The organism is Paenibacillus sp. SAFN-117 (assembly GCF_051966115.1).
In the GTDB taxonomy this organism is placed as follows: Bacteria; Bacillota; Bacilli; order Paenibacillales; family NBRC-103111; genus Paenibacillus_L; species Paenibacillus_L residui.
Window position 1 is genome coordinate 112,158 of sequence record NZ_JBQCLK010000003.1, and the last position, 16,251, is coordinate 128,408.

A 16,251-nucleotide genomic window follows, 5' to 3' on the forward strand; every position below is an offset into this window, starting at 1 on the left:
GAAGGGGTAATTTGCTCGGGGCAGCACCTCCTTTATCAACGTTCAATTCCGCGCAGATAGACTTTGGCAACATGGCGGATAAAGGTTTCTTTGCTCATTTGCTGTTGTTCCACCATTTTCAGATACAGATGCGGATCGAACATGTTTATAAACTGAAAGGCCATCATCTCGTTAGGAAGCTCCCGATCAAAGAGGCCTGCTTCCTTTCCCTCATCCAAAATCTTCCCTATACCGCCAAATATCTCTGCAATCAATCCATCGATCCGCTGCTGTTGTGCTTTAAATACAGAGGCCAAATCCGGATCGCTCCGCAGCATAAACTGAAAAAATGCGCCTGACATTTCTTTCTCCAACAAATAAATCAGCTTCTCCTGTGCCGTACCGTTATAAGCCCGGGCTTGCTGCACGCTTTCCAGAAACATGTTGAGCTTCGGCTCTACCAATGCATAAGCCAGTTCCTCTTTACGTGTAAAATGCAAATAGAGTGTCCCCTTGGCAATTCCAACCCGGTCTGCGATTTCATCCATGCTCGTATGGTGGTAACCCTTCTCCAGCATGATTTCTTCCGCCGCCTGCAAGATGTATTGCTCCCTTTCCTGACGCTGCCGTTCTTTCAACGAACCTTTCCTTTGCACCATATATTTATAAGCGCCTCCAAACAGATTCTGAATTTGATATTCAAATAATGACTTTATAGTCATAACAGTAACGCATATTGGTAATTTTTTCAACTGTTCTTTTTAATTGCCGCTGTATATATCATAGCTTATCAGTTCTTCAATAAATCTGAATATATCCCTATCCTATCGGAAATTTCCACCTGTTCAATGATTGAGTTATACGCTATCATGTTTAAAAGCTTCTTTCTTTTAACTGCTAACACAACGTGCAATAGGAAATCTTCAGACAAAGGAGGTAATCCAGTTGAGTTATTTGCCTGATAACCAACGCTACTCAACCATGATTTATAACCGCTGCGGCCAATCGGGGATAAAACTCCCGGCTATTTCATTAGGACTGTGGCATAATTTCGGGGGCGCCGATGTCTACGAAAATTCGAGGGCCATGATTCGCAAAGCCTTCGATCTTGGAATTACCCATTTCGATCTGGCTAACAATTACGGGCCGCCGCCGGGATCTGCGGAGGAAACCTTCGGCAGAGTGCTTAAATCCGATCTCCGGGCTTATCGGGACGAGATGATTATCTCTACCAAAGCAGGCTTTTATATGTGGCCTGGACCGTATGGGGAGTGGGGCTCCAAGAAAAACATGGTGGCGAGTCTGGACCAGAGCCTGAAGAGAATGGGGCTCGATTACGTGGATATATACTATCATCACAGGCCCGACCCCGATACACCGCTCGAAGAAACGACGGCCGCCCTGGATTTAATCGTCCGCCAAGGGAAGGCACTGTACATAGGAATTTCGAATTACCGGGAAGAGCGGGCTCGCGAAGCCATCCGCATTCTGAAGCAGTTAGGCACCCCGCTCCTTATACATCAAGCCTCCTACTCTATGTTTAACCGATGGATTGAGGACGGATTGCAGGATATTCTGCAGGATGGAGGGGCCGGCTGCATCGCCTTCTGCCCGTTGGCGCAGGGACTGCTGACCAACAAATATTTGAAAGGAATTCCGGCCGATTCCCGTGCGGCTAAGGAAGGCTCGTTCCTTAAAGAAAAAGACGTGACAGAGGAGAAAATCGCTAAAGTCCGTCTCTTGGCCGAATTGGCCGCTGAACGCGGGCAATCCCTGGCCCAGATGTCTTTGGCCTGGGTGCTGCGTGAAGGAAAAGTGACCTCGGCCCTAATCGGCGCCAGCCGTGTCAGTCAAATAGAAGAGAATGCCGCCGCCATTCAGAATCTGGACTTCAGTTCGGAGGAATTGACGCGAATCGACGATATTCTAAAAAGCTGAGCCTGTCAAAAAACTTTACATTTTTGCATCGAATTTCCGGTTCGGTGCATTTTTTTATGCGTTGACAAGTGAATATCATCAAAAGTTGAGAATGATCTAAAATCGTGCACTCCCTTTACGAAACTTGATTTATAAATTCTGTTGCGACAACAAATTAACTCTACTAAAAAAACAGACAAATGATATAATTAAAGTGGATTGAAATTAACAGGATTAGGGAGGGATGGGATAACGATCCACCAGAAGACGGTAATTATGTAAACGCTTTAACAGAAAGGATGATGGAATGTGAAAATGAAGAAGTTGGCCTCTATTCTGCTGATTTTAGTGTTCCTGGCTTCGCTCGTCACCACCGCGGGAGCCTCCGAAAACGGCACTCCCTCTGCAGCAGCACCACTCTCTGGTGAAGGCCGGGGAAAGGAAGTTACGATTAAAGTAATGTCCTACAACATCCGTCATGGAGTCGGGATGGATCAGGTGCTTGATTTGGACCGGATAGCGAATGAAATCAGAGCATCGGGAGCCGATATAATCGGGCTTCAAGAAGTGGATCGTCATTATTCGGCCAGAAGCAATTTTGAAGATCAAGCCAAGAAACTTGCCGAGTCTCTGGGAATGCATTATATCTATGGCGCGAATCTGGACAGGGACCCGCTGGAGCCGGGAGGAAAGCGCAGGCAATATGGAACGGCGGTTCTGAGCAGATACCCTATCATCCATTCCGAGAATCATCTGTTAAGCAGCTTCGGCCAGGAACAGCGTGGTTTACTGGAAGCAACCATCAACGTTAAGGGCAATCATATTCAGTTCTACAGCACCCATCTGGGATTGACGACGGAACAGCGTCTCGCGCAAATCGACGAAATCTTGGCGATTACAAGCCAATATGATCGGACAACTATTATTACCGGAGACTTTAATGCCCTCCCGGTAAGCGAAGAGATTCGATTGATGAAGACTTTATTTAAAGACGGTTTCGAAGATCAAGGGGACGCCTTTACCTTTCCGGCGGACAAGCCCAGATCAAGAATAGATTATATCTTTGTATCGGAAAATGTTGAATTGACCCATCCGGAAGTCCTCTCTACGTTGGCATCCGACCATTTGCCGATTATCGGTGAAATTACATTAAAGAGAGAGGCTCCCTATAATAATGGCAGATAGCGGCAGTGCGGCTTAGCGAAGATACGCACCCTTCATTAACTCTTTAACCGAAAGACCGGGCCTCCTTGCAGGATGGAAGTCCGGTCTTCATGCATACATACGGTCGGCAGGCTGAAGCTGTCATTGGATGGCCGACTTTCTACTTCTCGTAGTCTATCTTGTCTTTTTGAATATCATTAGCTTCCCATAGATTCCGAACGTCACTGTCATAAGAATCCTTTTGCAACCCTTTCACCAGCGCTACACATAACAGACCGAGGAATACGAAGGCCACAAGCATGATCATGATGAATAGGACCATCCTGCCTACACCCCTTTCCCATAGAAGGTTCTACTCTAATTCTATGAGCGGGAATGCCAAATGATCCGTATAAAATGTACAGCCATACACTAACCTGCTTATGGAACGATTCCTTGCTTGAAGCCGCCGTTAATCAAGAATTTATTTCAGTCGGAGTTGGCGGATTGCTAGATGTAGAATTATTAACCCACTCCGTCAGCCACCACTCGCGCGCATGAGAATAATCCTGATGATCCCGCGGATCGGGCTCTGTCATAATAAATGTGCCCCACCAGAAAATTCCCGAGCCGTAAACGTCGGCTCCTTCGGCGATCGCTTGTTTGAGGCCTCTGGCTGCATGATAAATATTCTCGATGGACGGATCGTGATAGATGACAAACTCGCCGTATTCCGGCGCATCGGGATCCGTTTCGAGATAACCTTTCGTCTCGTACGCCGGCATAATCGGTGAGAATTGACAATCCGGGTTGCTGCTTGCCGCAATCGCATTACTGTAGCGCAGCGCTGTGTTCTTCCACAATTCTTCATATTCTTCCGCCGTCTGAGTCACCGTCGGTTTCCAACTGTCCGGCCCATTCGTATCATAGATCATCGGATTCAGCATATCCATAATATTCGCCAGCTGTGTAATATAGTCATTGGACCACACTATGTCCCACGCCGGACCTGCAATGGATAAATGGACATCCGGACCCACAGCCTGCCTAATGCCCTGTAATAATGTCAATAATTCAGGATCGTCCCTCCATTTGGCACGAAGCGGTTCGATATCAAATTGAATCCCATCCACTTTGTAGTACCTTCCGTCATACAGAAATCCAATATCCACAGCATTCTTTACGGATTGAATAATCCGCTGGTGCATCGCCTGTTTATCTTCTTCGCCGGCAGGACGCTCTTCCGTTCCGACATGTACGTGTCTGACGGTGTCCGCATTGATCCAAGCGATAATCTTCTGATCGGGATCCGTCTCCCGTGAAACTTTAATCCAGTGCCCCAGCTCTTTGCTTTGATTCGGATCCAAGGTTCCATCCTCTCGCAAAAATCCGATATTCGCAAATTGGTATTCGATATAATACTGTTTGAGCTGATTCACATACTCCCTGATTTGACTATCGGTTTGCGGGAGATAAAACCAATCTTCGGGAAGATAAGCATGATTGTGAATATATACCGCTTCCTCCTGAGGGGGTTGGTTCGGATCACCGGGTGTTGTCGGATATGCGGCAATATCATCGAAGAACACATATCCGGGTCCGGGGTTTTTGTACAGGTATACCATAATCGCTGTAGTTCCGGGAACCGCCGTGAAAGAAATTTCCCTATATTCGTAATCGCTCGCCGTATAATGAAGTTCTTTGGCGCCGCCGGCAATGGGGCCGTTATCTCCCAGGCTTTTTATACCCAGTATGCCTACCTCCCCTGCCGAAGCTTTACCCCAACCGCCAATTTTAAAGGTATCGTTCGGTTTGGCTTCAATATACCAGGCCATTCCGCCTTCACTGCCCGCATCCCCGAGACCGATTTGCAGCGCTCTCATGTGGGATGCTCCATCTTCAACAACGGTTGTCGCTCCCCAATCCTCCCAGCCTTCTTTATAGGCTTCGAAACCTCCATTCCATATTAAATTTTCGTTCACCCCATCGGCATTCACTCTGTCATCCGGAGATGCCATCCCCAATATAAGGGCAGCGGCCATAGCTAACGTCAATAGCCGCCTCATCAAATGTTGCATCAGTATTTCCCCTCTCCTTGATAGTAAGATGTTCCTCAAGAGCTGCGCAAGAAAACGCCTTCAACATCCGACTGACTATCTGTCTCTTCCAGAAGTCGGGTCCACTCAATTACGAAGTGCTGAATCAACTAATCGTATCCTTAACTTCAGTGCATCAGGACTTTACCTGCGTCAGAGAATAGTCTGCCGAACGCACAAAAAGCCGCTCCCCATAAGAACGGCCTCTTTTTACTAAATATTATTTTTGTACCAGCTTCAGAAATTCCCGCATAAATCCCGGCAAATCAGGCCAAGCATGGCCGGACACGATATTATCATCCACATGAAGGGTTTCTGTCGTATAGGTGGCGCCCAAGCTTTCAACATCATACCGGCAAGCGGAATATGCCGTCATCGTCCGATTGCTGAAAATTTGCTTGTCTTCAAGCACACTGAGAACCAAAGCCGCGTGACAGATCACTCCTACCGGCTTGTTTGCGGCAAAGAAGTGGCCGACTATGGACGGAACATGTTTGTCCATACGGATATACTCCGGCGCCCGTCCTCCGGGAATAATGAGCCCGTCATATTCCTCCGGATTGACCTGATCGAAGGAAACATGCGATTCCAGCAAATATCCTTGCTTCTCGGTATAAGTGTCCCAACCTACGAAATCGTGAACGACGGTGTGGAGAACCTTCTTGGTAGGGGAAGCAATCACAGCTTCATACCCTTCTTCCAACAGTCGGTAGTAAGGATAATAGACCTCCAAGGACTCAGCGGCGTCTCCGGTGATGATCAGAATCTTTTTTGACATCGAATCACTCCTTCTTGGCTTATTGCCTCTATTTTCCTCTATTACAAGGCCAATGTAAAGCAGTTTTAGTTCCGCTTGTTCAGTTGAAAATAGTCAGCAATGCGGGACTTCAATTCGCTTTTTTCATTTCGAGGTACGAGGCATAATAATTGACGGTTACTTCGAAGCAATTTTGTACTCCCTGTCACTGCTCTACTTCAGGATGACGGCGCAAACCTTGCCCGGTCCATGAATACCTATTGTCAAGTCATTCTCAATATCCGCACTCCGGCTCGGGCCGGTAATCAGATTGATGGAAGAGGGCAGGCCTTGCATGCCGGGGTGCTTTTCCTTAATTCCGGCGAAGGCTTCTCCCATCCGTGATACCAGTTGATCTGCATGGAATATCGCAAATAGAATACCCGTCAGCAAACTGACCGACCGACCGCTGCCTCCGTGGGAAAGCAGCACTAGTGTGCCCGAATTGGCCACCGCGTATTCCGGCCATACGATGCCCAACTGGCACTGCTCCGTCCTGCGAAGCAGCTCGCTTCTCTGCAGCCAGTTAGGGCCCGCTGCATGCGGGGCCGGCTCCCAGCCATCCGCTGTCTCCGTGGAAAGGCCCTCCTTCCAGGGCACTACCCCGATGCCTTTCTCGTTCAGCCACTCATCCAATTGCAGCTCCTGGATTCGGGGATGCTCCCAGCGTGATACTTTGGCTACTCTATGCTCCTCCAGCACCTCGGCCAAACATTGCCGGATTCCGCTGTGAGCTTCTGCTTGGGGCACTACCCATACTTTCCCCGTTAAGGCTGTCCAGTTACGGATGAAGAGCTCCAGCCTTTCTTCGCGACTCAGCTGCAGCTCCCGATAAAATTCGGGAGCCCCCTTATGAATATGCTGAGGAGCCTCTGTCATCGGGACCGAACGGCCAAGCCGTTCTGCAATATGACGCATAAACTCGTCTCTTCCCGTCATCGTTCCTGCTCTGGTCATTAGTATGTCCCCCTCTCGCCCTTGCCATTATGGCTTTGATCCTGTTCCGCGGCCTGCCCTTTCTTCCTGTCCGAGCTCTTCAGCTCGTTCTGCAGCGTCTGCCATCTATCCCTGAAAGACAGCCTGGGTTTCATTGGAAAGAACCGGGATTTCGTCCATCCGGCCAGCGGTCCGGGGCCGCGGCGAATCATGCCGTTCTGTCCGAAAGGCTTTTGCAAATAATAAGCGGCTTTAGTCGCCATCCGGTACACTTTCACATTTCCGAACGCGGTTTGAAACGTTCGGAAGGCCAGCCTTTCCGGCAAAGAAGTCATCTTAAGCCTAACCTTGCGATAGCGCAGATGAACGAGCATGTCATGCAGCGGGATTTTGACCGGACAGGCTTCATAGCATGCTCCGCACAGGCTGGAAGCATAGGCTAACTGCCCCGCCTCCTTCATATCCTGCTTCAGCAGAGGAGTTAACACCGCGCCAATCGGACCGCTGTATACCGATCCGTACGTGTGTCCTCCGATATGCCGGTAAACCGGACATACATTGAGACAGGCCGCACAGCGGATACAATGGAGTACCTCCTGGAAGATAGGGTCTCCTAACTGCGCCGACCGCCCGTTATCCAGGACGATAACGTGAAGCTCCTCCGGACCGTCCAGATCCTCCGCGCCTCTCGGCCCCGTCAACAAGGATGTGTAAACGGTCAGCTTCTGTCCGGTGGCGCTCCGTGCCAGCAGGTTAAGCACGACCTCCAAATCCTCGAACGTTGGCACGAGCCGTTCCATACCCATAATGACGACATGGACCTTCGGTATCGTCGAGACCATTCGCCCATTGCCCTCGTTGGATACGAGAGTAATCGAGCCGGACTCCGCAACCCCGAAGTTGCAGCCCGTGAGACCAATCCCGGCTTCGAGAAAATATTGCCGCAGCTTTTGTCTCGCGTAGGCGGCGAGAGTGGACGTCTCCGGCGCCATCTGTTCCCCGGAATCTTCCGTGAATAAATCGGCGATTTGTTCCTTGTTTTTATGGATGGCCGGAATAATCAAGTGAGAAGGTGTCTCTTTGGCCAACTGGAGAATATACTCGCCCAAGTCTGTTTCAATGGCCTCGATCCCTTCCTCATTGAGATGCCGGTTCAGATGGATTTCCTCAGACACCATGGACTTGCCTTTAGCTACAAGCTTCGTATTATGCCGTTTGGCAATATCCAAGAAGGTATTAACCGCCTCTCCGGCTTCCCGGCAGAAGTGAACATGACCGCCGGCCTTAACGACGTTTTCCGCAAACTGGTTTAAATAAAAATCCAGATGACGGATAGTATGCTCCCGGATGGCCCTTCCCCGCTCCCGCCACTCCTCCCAGCTGCCGAAATCCTCCATTGCCTGAAGACGACCGCTGCGCAGCTTGTCGGTGGTGAAAGCAACCGCTTTGCGCAAGAACGGGTTATTCAATGCCTCCTCCGTTCTTCTCTTAAGACCGGAGCCAATCGGCTCCTCCTGCATCATCTCCGCTTGATTTCCGTGCCCGCTCATTTACGCTTCACTCCTTCCTCCAGCAATTCGGCCAAATGCATGACCCGGACGGGCTTGCCCTCTTTCTGCAAGCGTCCTCCAATATTCATTAAACAGCCCATATCGGTTCCGACCAGCACCTCCGCTTGCGTTGAGCAGACATTGGCCGCCTTCTCGCAAACCATCGCTTCCGACATGTCCGCCATCTTGACCGCGAAGGTACCGCCGAATCCGCAGCAATCTTCCTTGTAGGGGAGATCTGCATATTCCAAGCCTCGAACATGCTTTAGCAGTTCAATCGGCTCATTCCTTACACCAAGCAATCTCATCGCATGGCAGGACGGATGATAAGTTACTTTGGCCGGAAATTCCGCCTCCAGATCCGTAACGCCCAGAACATGGACCAAAAATTGTGAAAACTCGTATGTTTTCTTTGCAAGCGCTTCCGCTTTAGCCAGCCATTCAGGCTCTTCCTGAAACAGATAAGGGTAAAAATGATGAATCATTCCCGTGCAGGAGCCCGACGGGGAAACAACATAATCGCTCTTCTCAAAAGCCCGGATCATCGATCGGGCCACTTCCCTCGTTTCCTCCTGATAACCGCTGTTAAAGGCCGGCTGTCCGCAGCAGGTCTGTCCCTCGGGAAAATCCACTTCACAGCCGTACCGGTTCAGCAAGCGGACAACGCTTTCACCGACCTGAGGATAGAGCTGATCAGCCAAACAAGTTATAAATAACGATACTCTCATCAGCAGGACTCCTTCTGTTTAAAATGATATGACCGAAAAATAGCTATCTGGTTATCAGGTTATCAGATAAGTCGGAAATTTTAAAGTCTTTTTTTAAAGAAAAAAAGATCCGTCCCCTAAAATCAAGGCTTCAGGTGGCGGATCAGCACTTGCTCGACATGGTAAAGATGAATTCTCATTTTTTCCTGGGCGAGACCGGGGTCCTTCTTCTTTACCGCTTCGAAGATATCTTTATGCTCCATCCATAAGCGGCGGGAAGCGGGAGTTTTCGAATACAGCTCCAGTCTTCGCGTTCCCCGGATCGCCATCTCGACCTGGGAGGATATGGTCTCCAAGAGACGCACCATAATCGAATTATGCGTTGCCCGGGCGAGCGTCATATGAAATTGCAGGTCGTACTTCTCGCCTTCCTCTTCATTTCCGATATTCTTCTCCATAGCCGACAGAATGGACTCGAAGGCTTGCAAATCCTCTTCCGTTCGTTTCGACGCAGCCAACCCCGCATTGGAGATTTCTAGGGATTGCCGGGCCTCCAGCAGCTCGAGCACCGTCTTCCTGCTCAACAGGAGCGACTCCAGATCCGGCATCGATAAATCTTCGGATTCCAGACTGCGCACATAGCTTCCTTCCCCCTGCCGGATATCAACCAATCCCATAGCTTTCAATGCGCTCAGCGCTTCCCGCACCGTGGATCTTCCGACCTGATAGCTTTCAGACAATTCTCGCGTCGAGGGAAGCTTGGTGCCCGGAGGAAGCCCGCCGTCGATAATTTGTTTTTTGATTTGCTCGGCAATTTCCTCATATATTTTACGATGGGCAATTTTACTGATTTCCACTGGGTTCAACTCTTTCGTTCTTTACTCCTACCCCTTCTATTATTGCCGATAGGAAGAAGCTATGCAAGAGAAAGAGCTTCCGCAGTTAGCGGCCGGCCTTCCCTATATAGAATTATGCGTGCAGCCGCAGCGCTGCTGGTCTATTCAAACAGACGGGCTTCCGCACTTTTCCGTCCTTCGTCCAGCCCTGGAAGGTTAGCTCCGCTTCTATGCCGGGCTTCAGGTAGACATAATGATGATCTTCGCCCGAGTATAGTTTGGCGGCCGCTTTAACAAACCAGATCCGGTCGGGCATGATTACGTCGGAACCGACCAGCCCGGCAGACTTGATTTCCCCGTTGTCTGCTTGAACCCCTATCAACCAGCCGGAGCCCCGTTTGCAATATCCGGTCACATATACTTTTTCTGTCCGATAACAGGGTATTTGGCGCCACTCGGGAGATAACCCCGCTATATAAGGGCTGTCTATACGCTTGGCGACTACCCCTGCAGCCGCACCAAGTTCAAGCGCAGCTTGAAATAAGGCTCTTCCACAGCCCTCCACATACTTCATCTTGTAAAAATAATCGTTATCCGTGATGGCTTCCTCCAAATGCCTTTTTCTTTCGGCCAAAGGCAGAGGACGCAAGTCTTCGCCACCCCGCTGCAAAATATCAAATACAAAAAAACGCGCCGGCACAAGTCTCTGGGCGTCATAAATCTGCTTCCGCTTATTCAATCGGATTCTTTCCTTAGCCAGAGCCGGCTCCAGCTTCCCTGTCGCAGGATCTATAAAGGCCGCTTCCCCGTCGAGCACAACATCCTCGTTCACCGGAACCCGCACAAGCTCGGGATAGCGGTGTGTGATTTCATGCCCGTGACGGGTGAATAGCCGCGTTATCCCGTTCTGATGCACCAGCAGCACCCGGTGGCCTTCCACCTTCGGCTCGAATAAATAGGCCGGATCATCGAACGGCTTATCTTGTCGTATCGGAATCATAGGTTCATAAATCATAATAGATCACCAATGCCATTGTAACATGTCTTGCTCCCCCATAACTCAGGGAAAAACAGGGTAGGCTGCTGCCAGATCAAGCGCCCGCTTGCTCCAAAACATAAGAAAAAACCGGCCGTTCACGGATTAAACGGTGAACGAACCGGTTAAAATACTATACACAATATATACGATCGAGATTATTTCCAAGGAAGAAGCTTCCGCTCCACCCACTGCAGGCTGCGGTTAAAAATAACTCCTAGCAGAGAAAGAATAACCACACCCACCATTAGTTTGGTGGTCAACATCAGATTCCCGTAATGGTTAATCATCGATCCCAACCCTTGCTGAGCTGCTATCATCTCCGCAGCCACCAACAGCAGCAGAGAGGTACCTGCGGACAGCTTCAATCCGGCGAAGATCATCGGCAGAGAGCCCGGGAGAATCACTTTTCGAATGACGTTAAAGTGATTGGAGCCGAAGGTTACCGCTGCCTTGATCAGAATGGGGTCGACATTCTTGACCCCGGAGAAAGTATTGATCACTACCGGGAAGAATACGCCCAGTGCGATAATCGATACCTTAGGCAGCTCGCCGATTCCGAACCACAGAATGATCAGCGGCAGAAGAGCAATCTTCGGAATCGGATAAATCGAGTAAACGACCGGCGAAATAATGGCGTCCGCCCATTTGGAGAAGCCGAGCAGCAGCCCGACCGTAATTCCGATAATCGAGCCGATCGCATACCCGGTCCCGATTCGAAACATGCTGGCCAGCAGATTCTTGTGAAGATCACCGCTCGTCAACAGCTCCCAGCCTGCCATGACGATGGCGGACGGAGCCGGAAGAGCTACCGGCGAGACGAGCCCAAGCTGGCAGATGATCTCCCACAGAACAAGCAAGCCTACTACACCGATTGCAGAAGCGTATGCAGGGATTTTCTGATCGAGGAAGGCTACACGGTTTTTAATATATTGTCTGGATTCCTGCTTCATCGCTCCCTACCCCTCCTTCAACGCTTCCTGGGCATCATGGCGGATCAATTGCCAGATCTGATCGGCATAATGCTCGAACCGGTTCCGGTGTTGCTCCTGATCCCTGCCCATTTTCGGCAAGTCAATATGAATGATTTCTTTAATTCTGCCCGGATGCCTCGAGAGAACGACAACACGATCTGCAAGATAGACCGCTTCCTGAATGTTATGCGTGACATACAGTGTGCTTAGCTTCGTCCGGTTCCAGATCGTCAGCAGCTCCTCCTGCATGAGCGTACGGGTCTGGGCATCCAGTGCGGAGAAGGGCTCGTCCATCAGCAGCAGATCGGGCTCGATGGCAAGCGCCCGGGCGATTCCTGCCCGCTGCTTCATTCCTCCCGAGAGCTGCTTCGGATAGGCGGACTCGAATCCGGTCAAACCGACCATATCGATGTAATGCCGGCCCTTCTCCTGCTGCTCCTTCTTGCTGACCCCTCTCTCCTCAAGGCCGTATATAACATTCTCATACACCGTCCGCCAAGGCAGAAGGGCTATTTCCTGAAATACTATGCCAAGGCTCGGCTCTTTATTGTTCTCTATCCCTTCGAAATAGACGGAACCCGAGCTTGGAGACAGCAGACCCCCGACAATGTTCAGGAGCGTTGATTTCCCGCAGCCGCTGGGGCCGACGAGGACAACAAATTCCTGCTTTTCGATCGCAAAATTAATATTTTGCAGTGCGGTTACTTCTTTCTTCTTGGAGTCTATAAATTTCTTCTCCACATTCTCGATCACGACTCTCATTGCGGTCACTTCCCTAATTCTTTTAACGCTTGCTCCAGCATCTCCGTATTAACGATCGTACTGGAATCTACCTTCTTTTCGATCAGCTTTTCCTTGGCATACCAATCGATTTGCGTCTGAATATCTTCGGCAAGCAGTCTGCCGTCCGGATCCATATACGGAAGTCCTGCTTTAATGTTCTCTTCCGGCTGGTCCGTATACTTCGCAATAATGCTGACTACTTCATCATAATTTTCGCCCGGCACGATTTTGCCATCCTGCTGCACCAATACCGCATCGTAATAGTAGCGGGTAGCCTTGGCATAAGCCTTCAGAAAACGTACAGCAGCATCTTTATCCTCGGCAAACTTCGGAGAGTAGAAGATTCCGGAGGTTTGGTAAGGAATCTCGTCTCCGACCTGGGCAACTACTTTCCCATAACCGTCTTTAAGTACGGCGGAAATATTCGGCTCATTCAGCAGCACGGCATCTACCTGCTTGCTCTTCAAGCTGTCCATTAATCCTTTAATGCTGTTAAGCGGAGTCAGTTCAATGTCTTCAAGTGTAAGGCCATGATTTTCCAGCATTCTGCCGATCATATAATGATAAGTAGAACCGGTTTGGGTAATACCTACTTTCTTGCCTTTCAAATCAGCGATGCCGGCAATAGGAGAATCGCTGGATACCAACAGAGCGGAGGAAGAATAGCCTTTCTCTTCTCTACCTTTATCGGCTACGATCGTCAGCTTCTGACCGCCCGCAATCATATTATACAAACTTGCGGTAATTCCCGTTGCACCGATGTCTACGCTTCCGGAAGCCGTAGCGACCGCGATCGGCTGTGCCGCATCAAACCATTTTAACGAGGCATCGATATTTTCCTCTTTGAAGAACCCCTTCTCCACTGCAATAAATAAAGGTGCGGAACTGGTCAGCTTCAATAATCCGATACTAACCGATACCGGAGCCGCTTCCTTCTCCTGCCCGCCAGGGGACGGCGTCGGCTGAACTTCCTCTTTCTTTCCGCAGCCCGCAAGAACGACGGTTAATACGAGAGCCACCAGCATAAATACAATTGTCCCTTTTTTCATTCTGACTTTTCCTCCAATTTTTCTATGTGTTTATATAGGACCAAATACACTGTATTCGACACAAATCGCCATTCTCCTGCATACGTTATGATTTATATCAAAAATCCATTCTATTTTAGCATAAAACCTACGAGAATTAACTGGAAGAATTCTACTCGCTCTCTTTTATCCTGTTTTTACACTTTCCTTTATAAGTGAATTGAAATGGTATACATACCTCATGTTATAATGACTTGTATGCTTACAAAATCTTTACATTTTTTTATCTAAACAAATAGATTGGGAGATCGATAGGAATGGGCAAGCAGTTAAAATCGTTATATCCAATAGTTATTCTCTCGTTATGGCTTCTGGCGTTCGTCGAGTTTTTCAGCCGCGGAAGCATCGAAGCGGTTTGGTCCTGGCTCACGACCAATCCTATGGAGCTTGTCTTGAATTATCTCTTCGTCTTCTTCTCCCTTCTGATCCTGGCAGCATTGACGGGAAGAACCAGATGGGCCTATTGGCTGGCCTCCGTCTTATTTATCATCATTGCCATCGTAAGCGGAATCAAACTGAAGATTATGGGTGTCCCCCTCCTGCCATGGGACGTGTTTCTCGGCAGCGAGACGAAGGATGTACTCCAATATGTCAACAGCCTCTTTAGTGTCAGCATGATCTCGGGAATTGTCATTTTCCTGGCAGGCAGCTATGCGATGCTCTACCATATCCCGCACTTTAAAGGGAGATTCCGATGGAAAACCCAAATCGTTCTCGCCGTGCTTTCGGTTTTATTTTTTACTTCCGTTTATTCGGACAAGCCGATCCCGGTCAAGCAGGCGTTTAACATTTCAACCATCCCTTGGGATCAGACTTCCAATTATATGACCAACGGACTTTTACTGACAACCGTATTAAATGTCGATCTCATCTTGATTGAAGAACCCGAAGGATATAATAAGGAAAAGATCGAATCTCTGGTGGCGGAAATTCCCCGGAAACCCGATCAAAGCGATGTCGATCCCAATATTATCGTCGTGCTGAGCGAATCGTTCTGGGATCCGACGGTCATGAAGGATGTAGAGTTCAGTGAAGATCCGCTTCCTTTCTTCCATTCTATCCAAGAGAAGTATACCGGGGGCTGGATGAGATCCCCGCAATTTGGCGGAGGAACGGCCAATGTGGAATTCGAGGTGCTGACGGGCAATACTATGCGTTTCCTGCAGCAAGGATCTCTTCCTTACATTCAGTATGTTAATCATCCGGTGGACTCGCTGGCCAGTATTCTTAAGAGACAAGGCTATACGACCGCCTCGGTCAATCCGTTCCACAATTGGTTTTTCAACAGCAAAACGGTGTACCGCAATTTCGGATTTTCGAAGTATATCAGCAGCGAGTTTTTTGACCCGGTATACAAGGGTCCGTTCCTGGCCGACACCGAGGTGGCCAAAAATGTTATAGAGCAAATTGAATCCAGTCCGGGCCCGGCCTTCGTTTTTGCCAATACGATGGAGAATCATTATCCGTACGAACCATGGAAATTCGGCGGCAACACGATTAAGGTGAAGGGAGCCAATCTTTCGGAGGATTCCATAGGAAAGCTTGAAACATACGCTCAAGGATTAACGGGAGCGGATGCCATGCTGAAGATGCTCGTTGAGCATTTCGAGGCTTCCGGGGAGCCTACGATCATCGTCTTCTACGGAGACCATCTGCCTGTGCTCGGCGACGATTATAAAGTCTATAGGGAAAGCAATTATTTGCAGGATAACGATCCAGACTTTTTCAAGAAAATCTACAGCGTTCCCTTCGTGATCTGGGACAACTATCTGTCTGATGAGAAGGAGGATCTGTATATCAGCTCGTCCTTCCTCGGTCCCTATGTGCTGAACAAAGCCGGGAAAGAAGGCAGCTATTATACCGACTTCCTGTACTCTCTATATGAAAAAACACCGCTGCTTCCCGAGGCGGGGGATGAACAGTGGGCGGAAGAAATGCGCATCTACGAATATTTGCAGTATGACATTATGTTCGGAGCCAGATACGGCTATAAAGATTTCGAAGACCAGATCGTCGATCCGAACTTTATCCTTGGGCGCGGGCCGATGGAGCTGGAACAGGTGCTTCCTGCGGAAACCTCTGCCGATACAAGCAAGGATGCGTCGGTAACGATCGAGCTTAAAGGGAAGAATTTCGTCCCCGGGGCGCTGGTATATGCAAATGGCGGTGCGCTTGAAACGAAGTACGTGGACCGTCAAACGATGACAGCCGTCGTACCGGCCAATATGCTGGGCAAATCCGGCCGTCTCGACATCAGGATAAAGCTGACCGATTCCCAATCCATCGCCATTGTTGAAACGAATTCGCTGCCGTTTACCGTAAAGTAAAGCTGGCCGCCCGGTGAATGGGAGTGCCGAGTGGGAAGGCCGATTGCCGCCACCGCATTTGCGACACAAATAATGGACCAGGA

Annotated in this window: 15 protein-coding genes; 3 read left to right on the forward strand and 12 right to left on the reverse strand. The window is 49.4% G+C overall.

Annotated elements, in window-relative coordinates; translation table 11 throughout:
* Window positions 1-35 precede the first annotated feature (35 nt).
* Window positions 36-638: a TetR/AcrR family transcriptional regulator gene (locus ACTHRH_RS03480; protein WP_144932989.1), complete on the reverse strand. Its 603-nt coding sequence runs from the start codon at window positions 636-638 to the stop codon at window positions 36-38.
* A gap of 286 nt (window positions 639-924) precedes the next feature.
* On the opposite strand from ACTHRH_RS03480, the gene mgrA reads away from it, so the two are divergent.
* Window positions 925-1,917: an L-glyceraldehyde 3-phosphate reductase gene (gene mgrA, locus ACTHRH_RS03485; RefSeq protein WP_440414127.1), complete on the forward strand. Its 993-nt coding sequence runs from the start codon at window positions 925-927 to the stop codon at window positions 1,915-1,917.
* Between the two features lie 294 nt (window positions 1,918-2,211).
* Window positions 2,212-3,081 carry an endonuclease/exonuclease/phosphatase family protein gene (locus tag ACTHRH_RS03490; RefSeq protein WP_440414210.1) on the forward strand — a complete coding sequence of 290 codons (870 nt, stop codon included), beginning with the start codon at window positions 2,212-2,214 and terminating at the stop codon, window positions 3,079-3,081.
* A gap of 139 nt (window positions 3,082-3,220) precedes the next feature.
* Here ACTHRH_RS03490 and ACTHRH_RS03495 read toward each other — a convergent pair whose 3' ends face one another.
* The 11 genes from ACTHRH_RS03495 to ACTHRH_RS03545 form a co-directional block, all read right to left on the reverse strand.
* Window positions 3,221-3,382 (reverse strand): hypothetical protein, encoded by a 162-nt coding sequence (locus tag ACTHRH_RS03495; protein ID WP_186328178.1) that lies wholly within the window; start codon window positions 3,380-3,382, stop codon window positions 3,221-3,223.
* A gap of 133 nt (window positions 3,383-3,515) precedes the next feature.
* Window positions 3,516-5,117 carry a glycoside hydrolase family 18 protein gene (locus ACTHRH_RS03500; RefSeq protein ID WP_440414129.1) on the reverse strand — a complete coding sequence of 534 codons (1,602 nt, stop codon included), beginning with the start codon at window positions 5,115-5,117 and terminating at the stop codon, window positions 3,516-3,518.
* Window positions 5,118-5,355: 238 nt separating this feature from the next.
* Complete coding sequence (locus ACTHRH_RS03505) at window positions 5,356-5,913, reverse strand: DJ-1/PfpI family protein (RefSeq protein ID WP_440414131.1); 558 nt, start codon at window positions 5,911-5,913, stop codon at window positions 5,356-5,358.
* Between the two features lie 192 nt (window positions 5,914-6,105).
* Window positions 6,106-6,888 carry a LutC/YkgG family protein gene (locus tag ACTHRH_RS03510; RefSeq protein ID WP_440414133.1) on the reverse strand — a complete coding sequence of 261 codons (783 nt, stop codon included), beginning with the start codon at window positions 6,886-6,888 and terminating at the stop codon, window positions 6,106-6,108.
* Window positions 6,888-8,417, reverse strand: coding sequence for a LutB/LldF family L-lactate oxidation iron-sulfur protein (locus ACTHRH_RS03515; RefSeq protein WP_144932977.1), 1,530 nt, complete (start codon window positions 8,415-8,417; stop codon window positions 6,888-6,890). The genes ACTHRH_RS03510 and ACTHRH_RS03515 overlap by 1 nt, the downstream gene beginning before the upstream one ends.
* A complete protein-coding gene (locus tag ACTHRH_RS03520) occupies window positions 8,414-9,145 on the reverse strand; it encodes a (Fe-S)-binding protein (protein ID WP_144932975.1) in 732 nt (243 codons plus the stop codon). The genes ACTHRH_RS03515 and ACTHRH_RS03520 overlap by 4 nt, the downstream gene beginning before the upstream one ends.
* Window positions 9,146-9,267: 122 nt before the next feature.
* The gene (locus ACTHRH_RS03525; RefSeq protein ID WP_144932973.1) at window positions 9,268-9,981 is read right to left on the reverse strand and encodes a FadR/GntR family transcriptional regulator; all 714 of its coding nucleotides are present in this window, start codon (window positions 9,979-9,981) and stop codon (window positions 9,268-9,270) included.
* 112 nt (window positions 9,982-10,093) lie between these two features.
* Window positions 10,094-10,975, reverse strand: coding sequence for an ATP-dependent DNA ligase (locus tag ACTHRH_RS03530; RefSeq protein ID WP_440414136.1), 882 nt, complete (start codon window positions 10,973-10,975; stop codon window positions 10,094-10,096).
* A gap of 179 nt (window positions 10,976-11,154) precedes the next feature.
* Complete coding sequence (locus tag ACTHRH_RS03535) at window positions 11,155-11,949, reverse strand: ABC transporter permease (RefSeq protein ID WP_144932969.1); 795 nt, start codon at window positions 11,947-11,949, stop codon at window positions 11,155-11,157.
* Between the two features lie 6 nt (window positions 11,950-11,955).
* Window positions 11,956-12,732 (reverse strand): ABC transporter ATP-binding protein, encoded by a 777-nt coding sequence (locus tag ACTHRH_RS03540; RefSeq protein ID WP_440414139.1) that lies wholly within the window; start codon window positions 12,730-12,732, stop codon window positions 11,956-11,958.
* A gap of 5 nt (window positions 12,733-12,737) precedes the next feature.
* Complete coding sequence (locus tag ACTHRH_RS03545) at window positions 12,738-13,802, reverse strand: ABC transporter substrate-binding protein (protein ID WP_440414141.1); 1,065 nt, start codon at window positions 13,800-13,802, stop codon at window positions 12,738-12,740.
* 296 nt (window positions 13,803-14,098) lie between these two features.
* Between ACTHRH_RS03545 and ACTHRH_RS03550 the strand changes: the two genes are divergently transcribed.
* On the forward strand, window positions 14,099-16,168 hold the full coding sequence (locus tag ACTHRH_RS03550) for an LTA synthase family protein (RefSeq protein ID WP_440414143.1): 2,070 nt from the start codon (window positions 14,099-14,101) through the stop codon (window positions 16,166-16,168).
* Window positions 16,169-16,251: the final 83 nt, after the last annotated feature.

What these genes read in the sequence shown, in the direction of transcription:
- ACTHRH_RS03480 (WP_144932989.1), bottom strand. Translation starts at nt 638, where the DNA reads ATGGTGCAAAGGAAAGGTTCGTTGAAAGAACGGCAGCGTCAGGAAAGG.
- ACTHRH_RS03490 (WP_440414210.1), top strand. Translation starts at nt 2,212, where the DNA reads ATGAAGAAGTTGGCCTCTATTCTGCTGATTTTAGTGTTCCTGGCTTCG.
- ACTHRH_RS03495 (WP_186328178.1), bottom strand. Translation starts at nt 3,382, where the DNA reads ATGGTCCTATTCATCATGATCATGCTTGTGGCCTTCGTATTCCTCGGT.
- ACTHRH_RS03500 (WP_440414129.1), bottom strand. Translation starts at nt 5,117, where the DNA reads ATGCAACATTTGATGAGGCGGCTATTGACGTTAGCTATGGCCGCTGCC.
- ACTHRH_RS03505 (WP_440414131.1), bottom strand. Translation starts at nt 5,913, where the DNA reads ATGTCAAAAAAGATTCTGATCATCACCGGAGACGCCGCTGAGTCCTTG.
- ACTHRH_RS03510 (WP_440414133.1), bottom strand. Translation starts at nt 6,888, where the DNA reads ATGACCAGAGCAGGAACGATGACGGGAAGAGACGAGTTTATGCGTCAT.
- ACTHRH_RS03515 (WP_144932977.1), bottom strand. Translation starts at nt 8,417, where the DNA reads ATGAGCGGGCACGGAAATCAAGCGGAGATGATGCAGGAGGAGCCGATT.
- ACTHRH_RS03520 (WP_144932975.1), bottom strand. Translation starts at nt 9,145, where the DNA reads ATGAGAGTATCGTTATTTATAACTTGTTTGGCTGATCAGCTCTATCCT.
- ACTHRH_RS03530 (WP_440414136.1), bottom strand. Translation starts at nt 10,975, where the DNA reads ATGATTTATGAACCTATGATTCCGATACGACAAGATAAGCCGTTCGAT.
- ACTHRH_RS03535 (WP_144932969.1), bottom strand. Translation starts at nt 11,949, where the DNA reads ATGAAGCAGGAATCCAGACAATATATTAAAAACCGTGTAGCCTTCCTC.
- ACTHRH_RS03540 (WP_440414139.1), bottom strand. Translation starts at nt 12,732, where the DNA reads ATGAGAGTCGTGATCGAGAATGTGGAGAAGAAATTTATAGACTCCAAG.
- ACTHRH_RS03545 (WP_440414141.1), bottom strand. Translation starts at nt 13,802, where the DNA reads ATGAAAAAAGGGACAATTGTATTTATGCTGGTGGCTCTCGTATTAACC.
- ACTHRH_RS03550 (WP_440414143.1), top strand. Translation starts at nt 14,099, where the DNA reads ATGGGCAAGCAGTTAAAATCGTTATATCCAATAGTTATTCTCTCGTTA.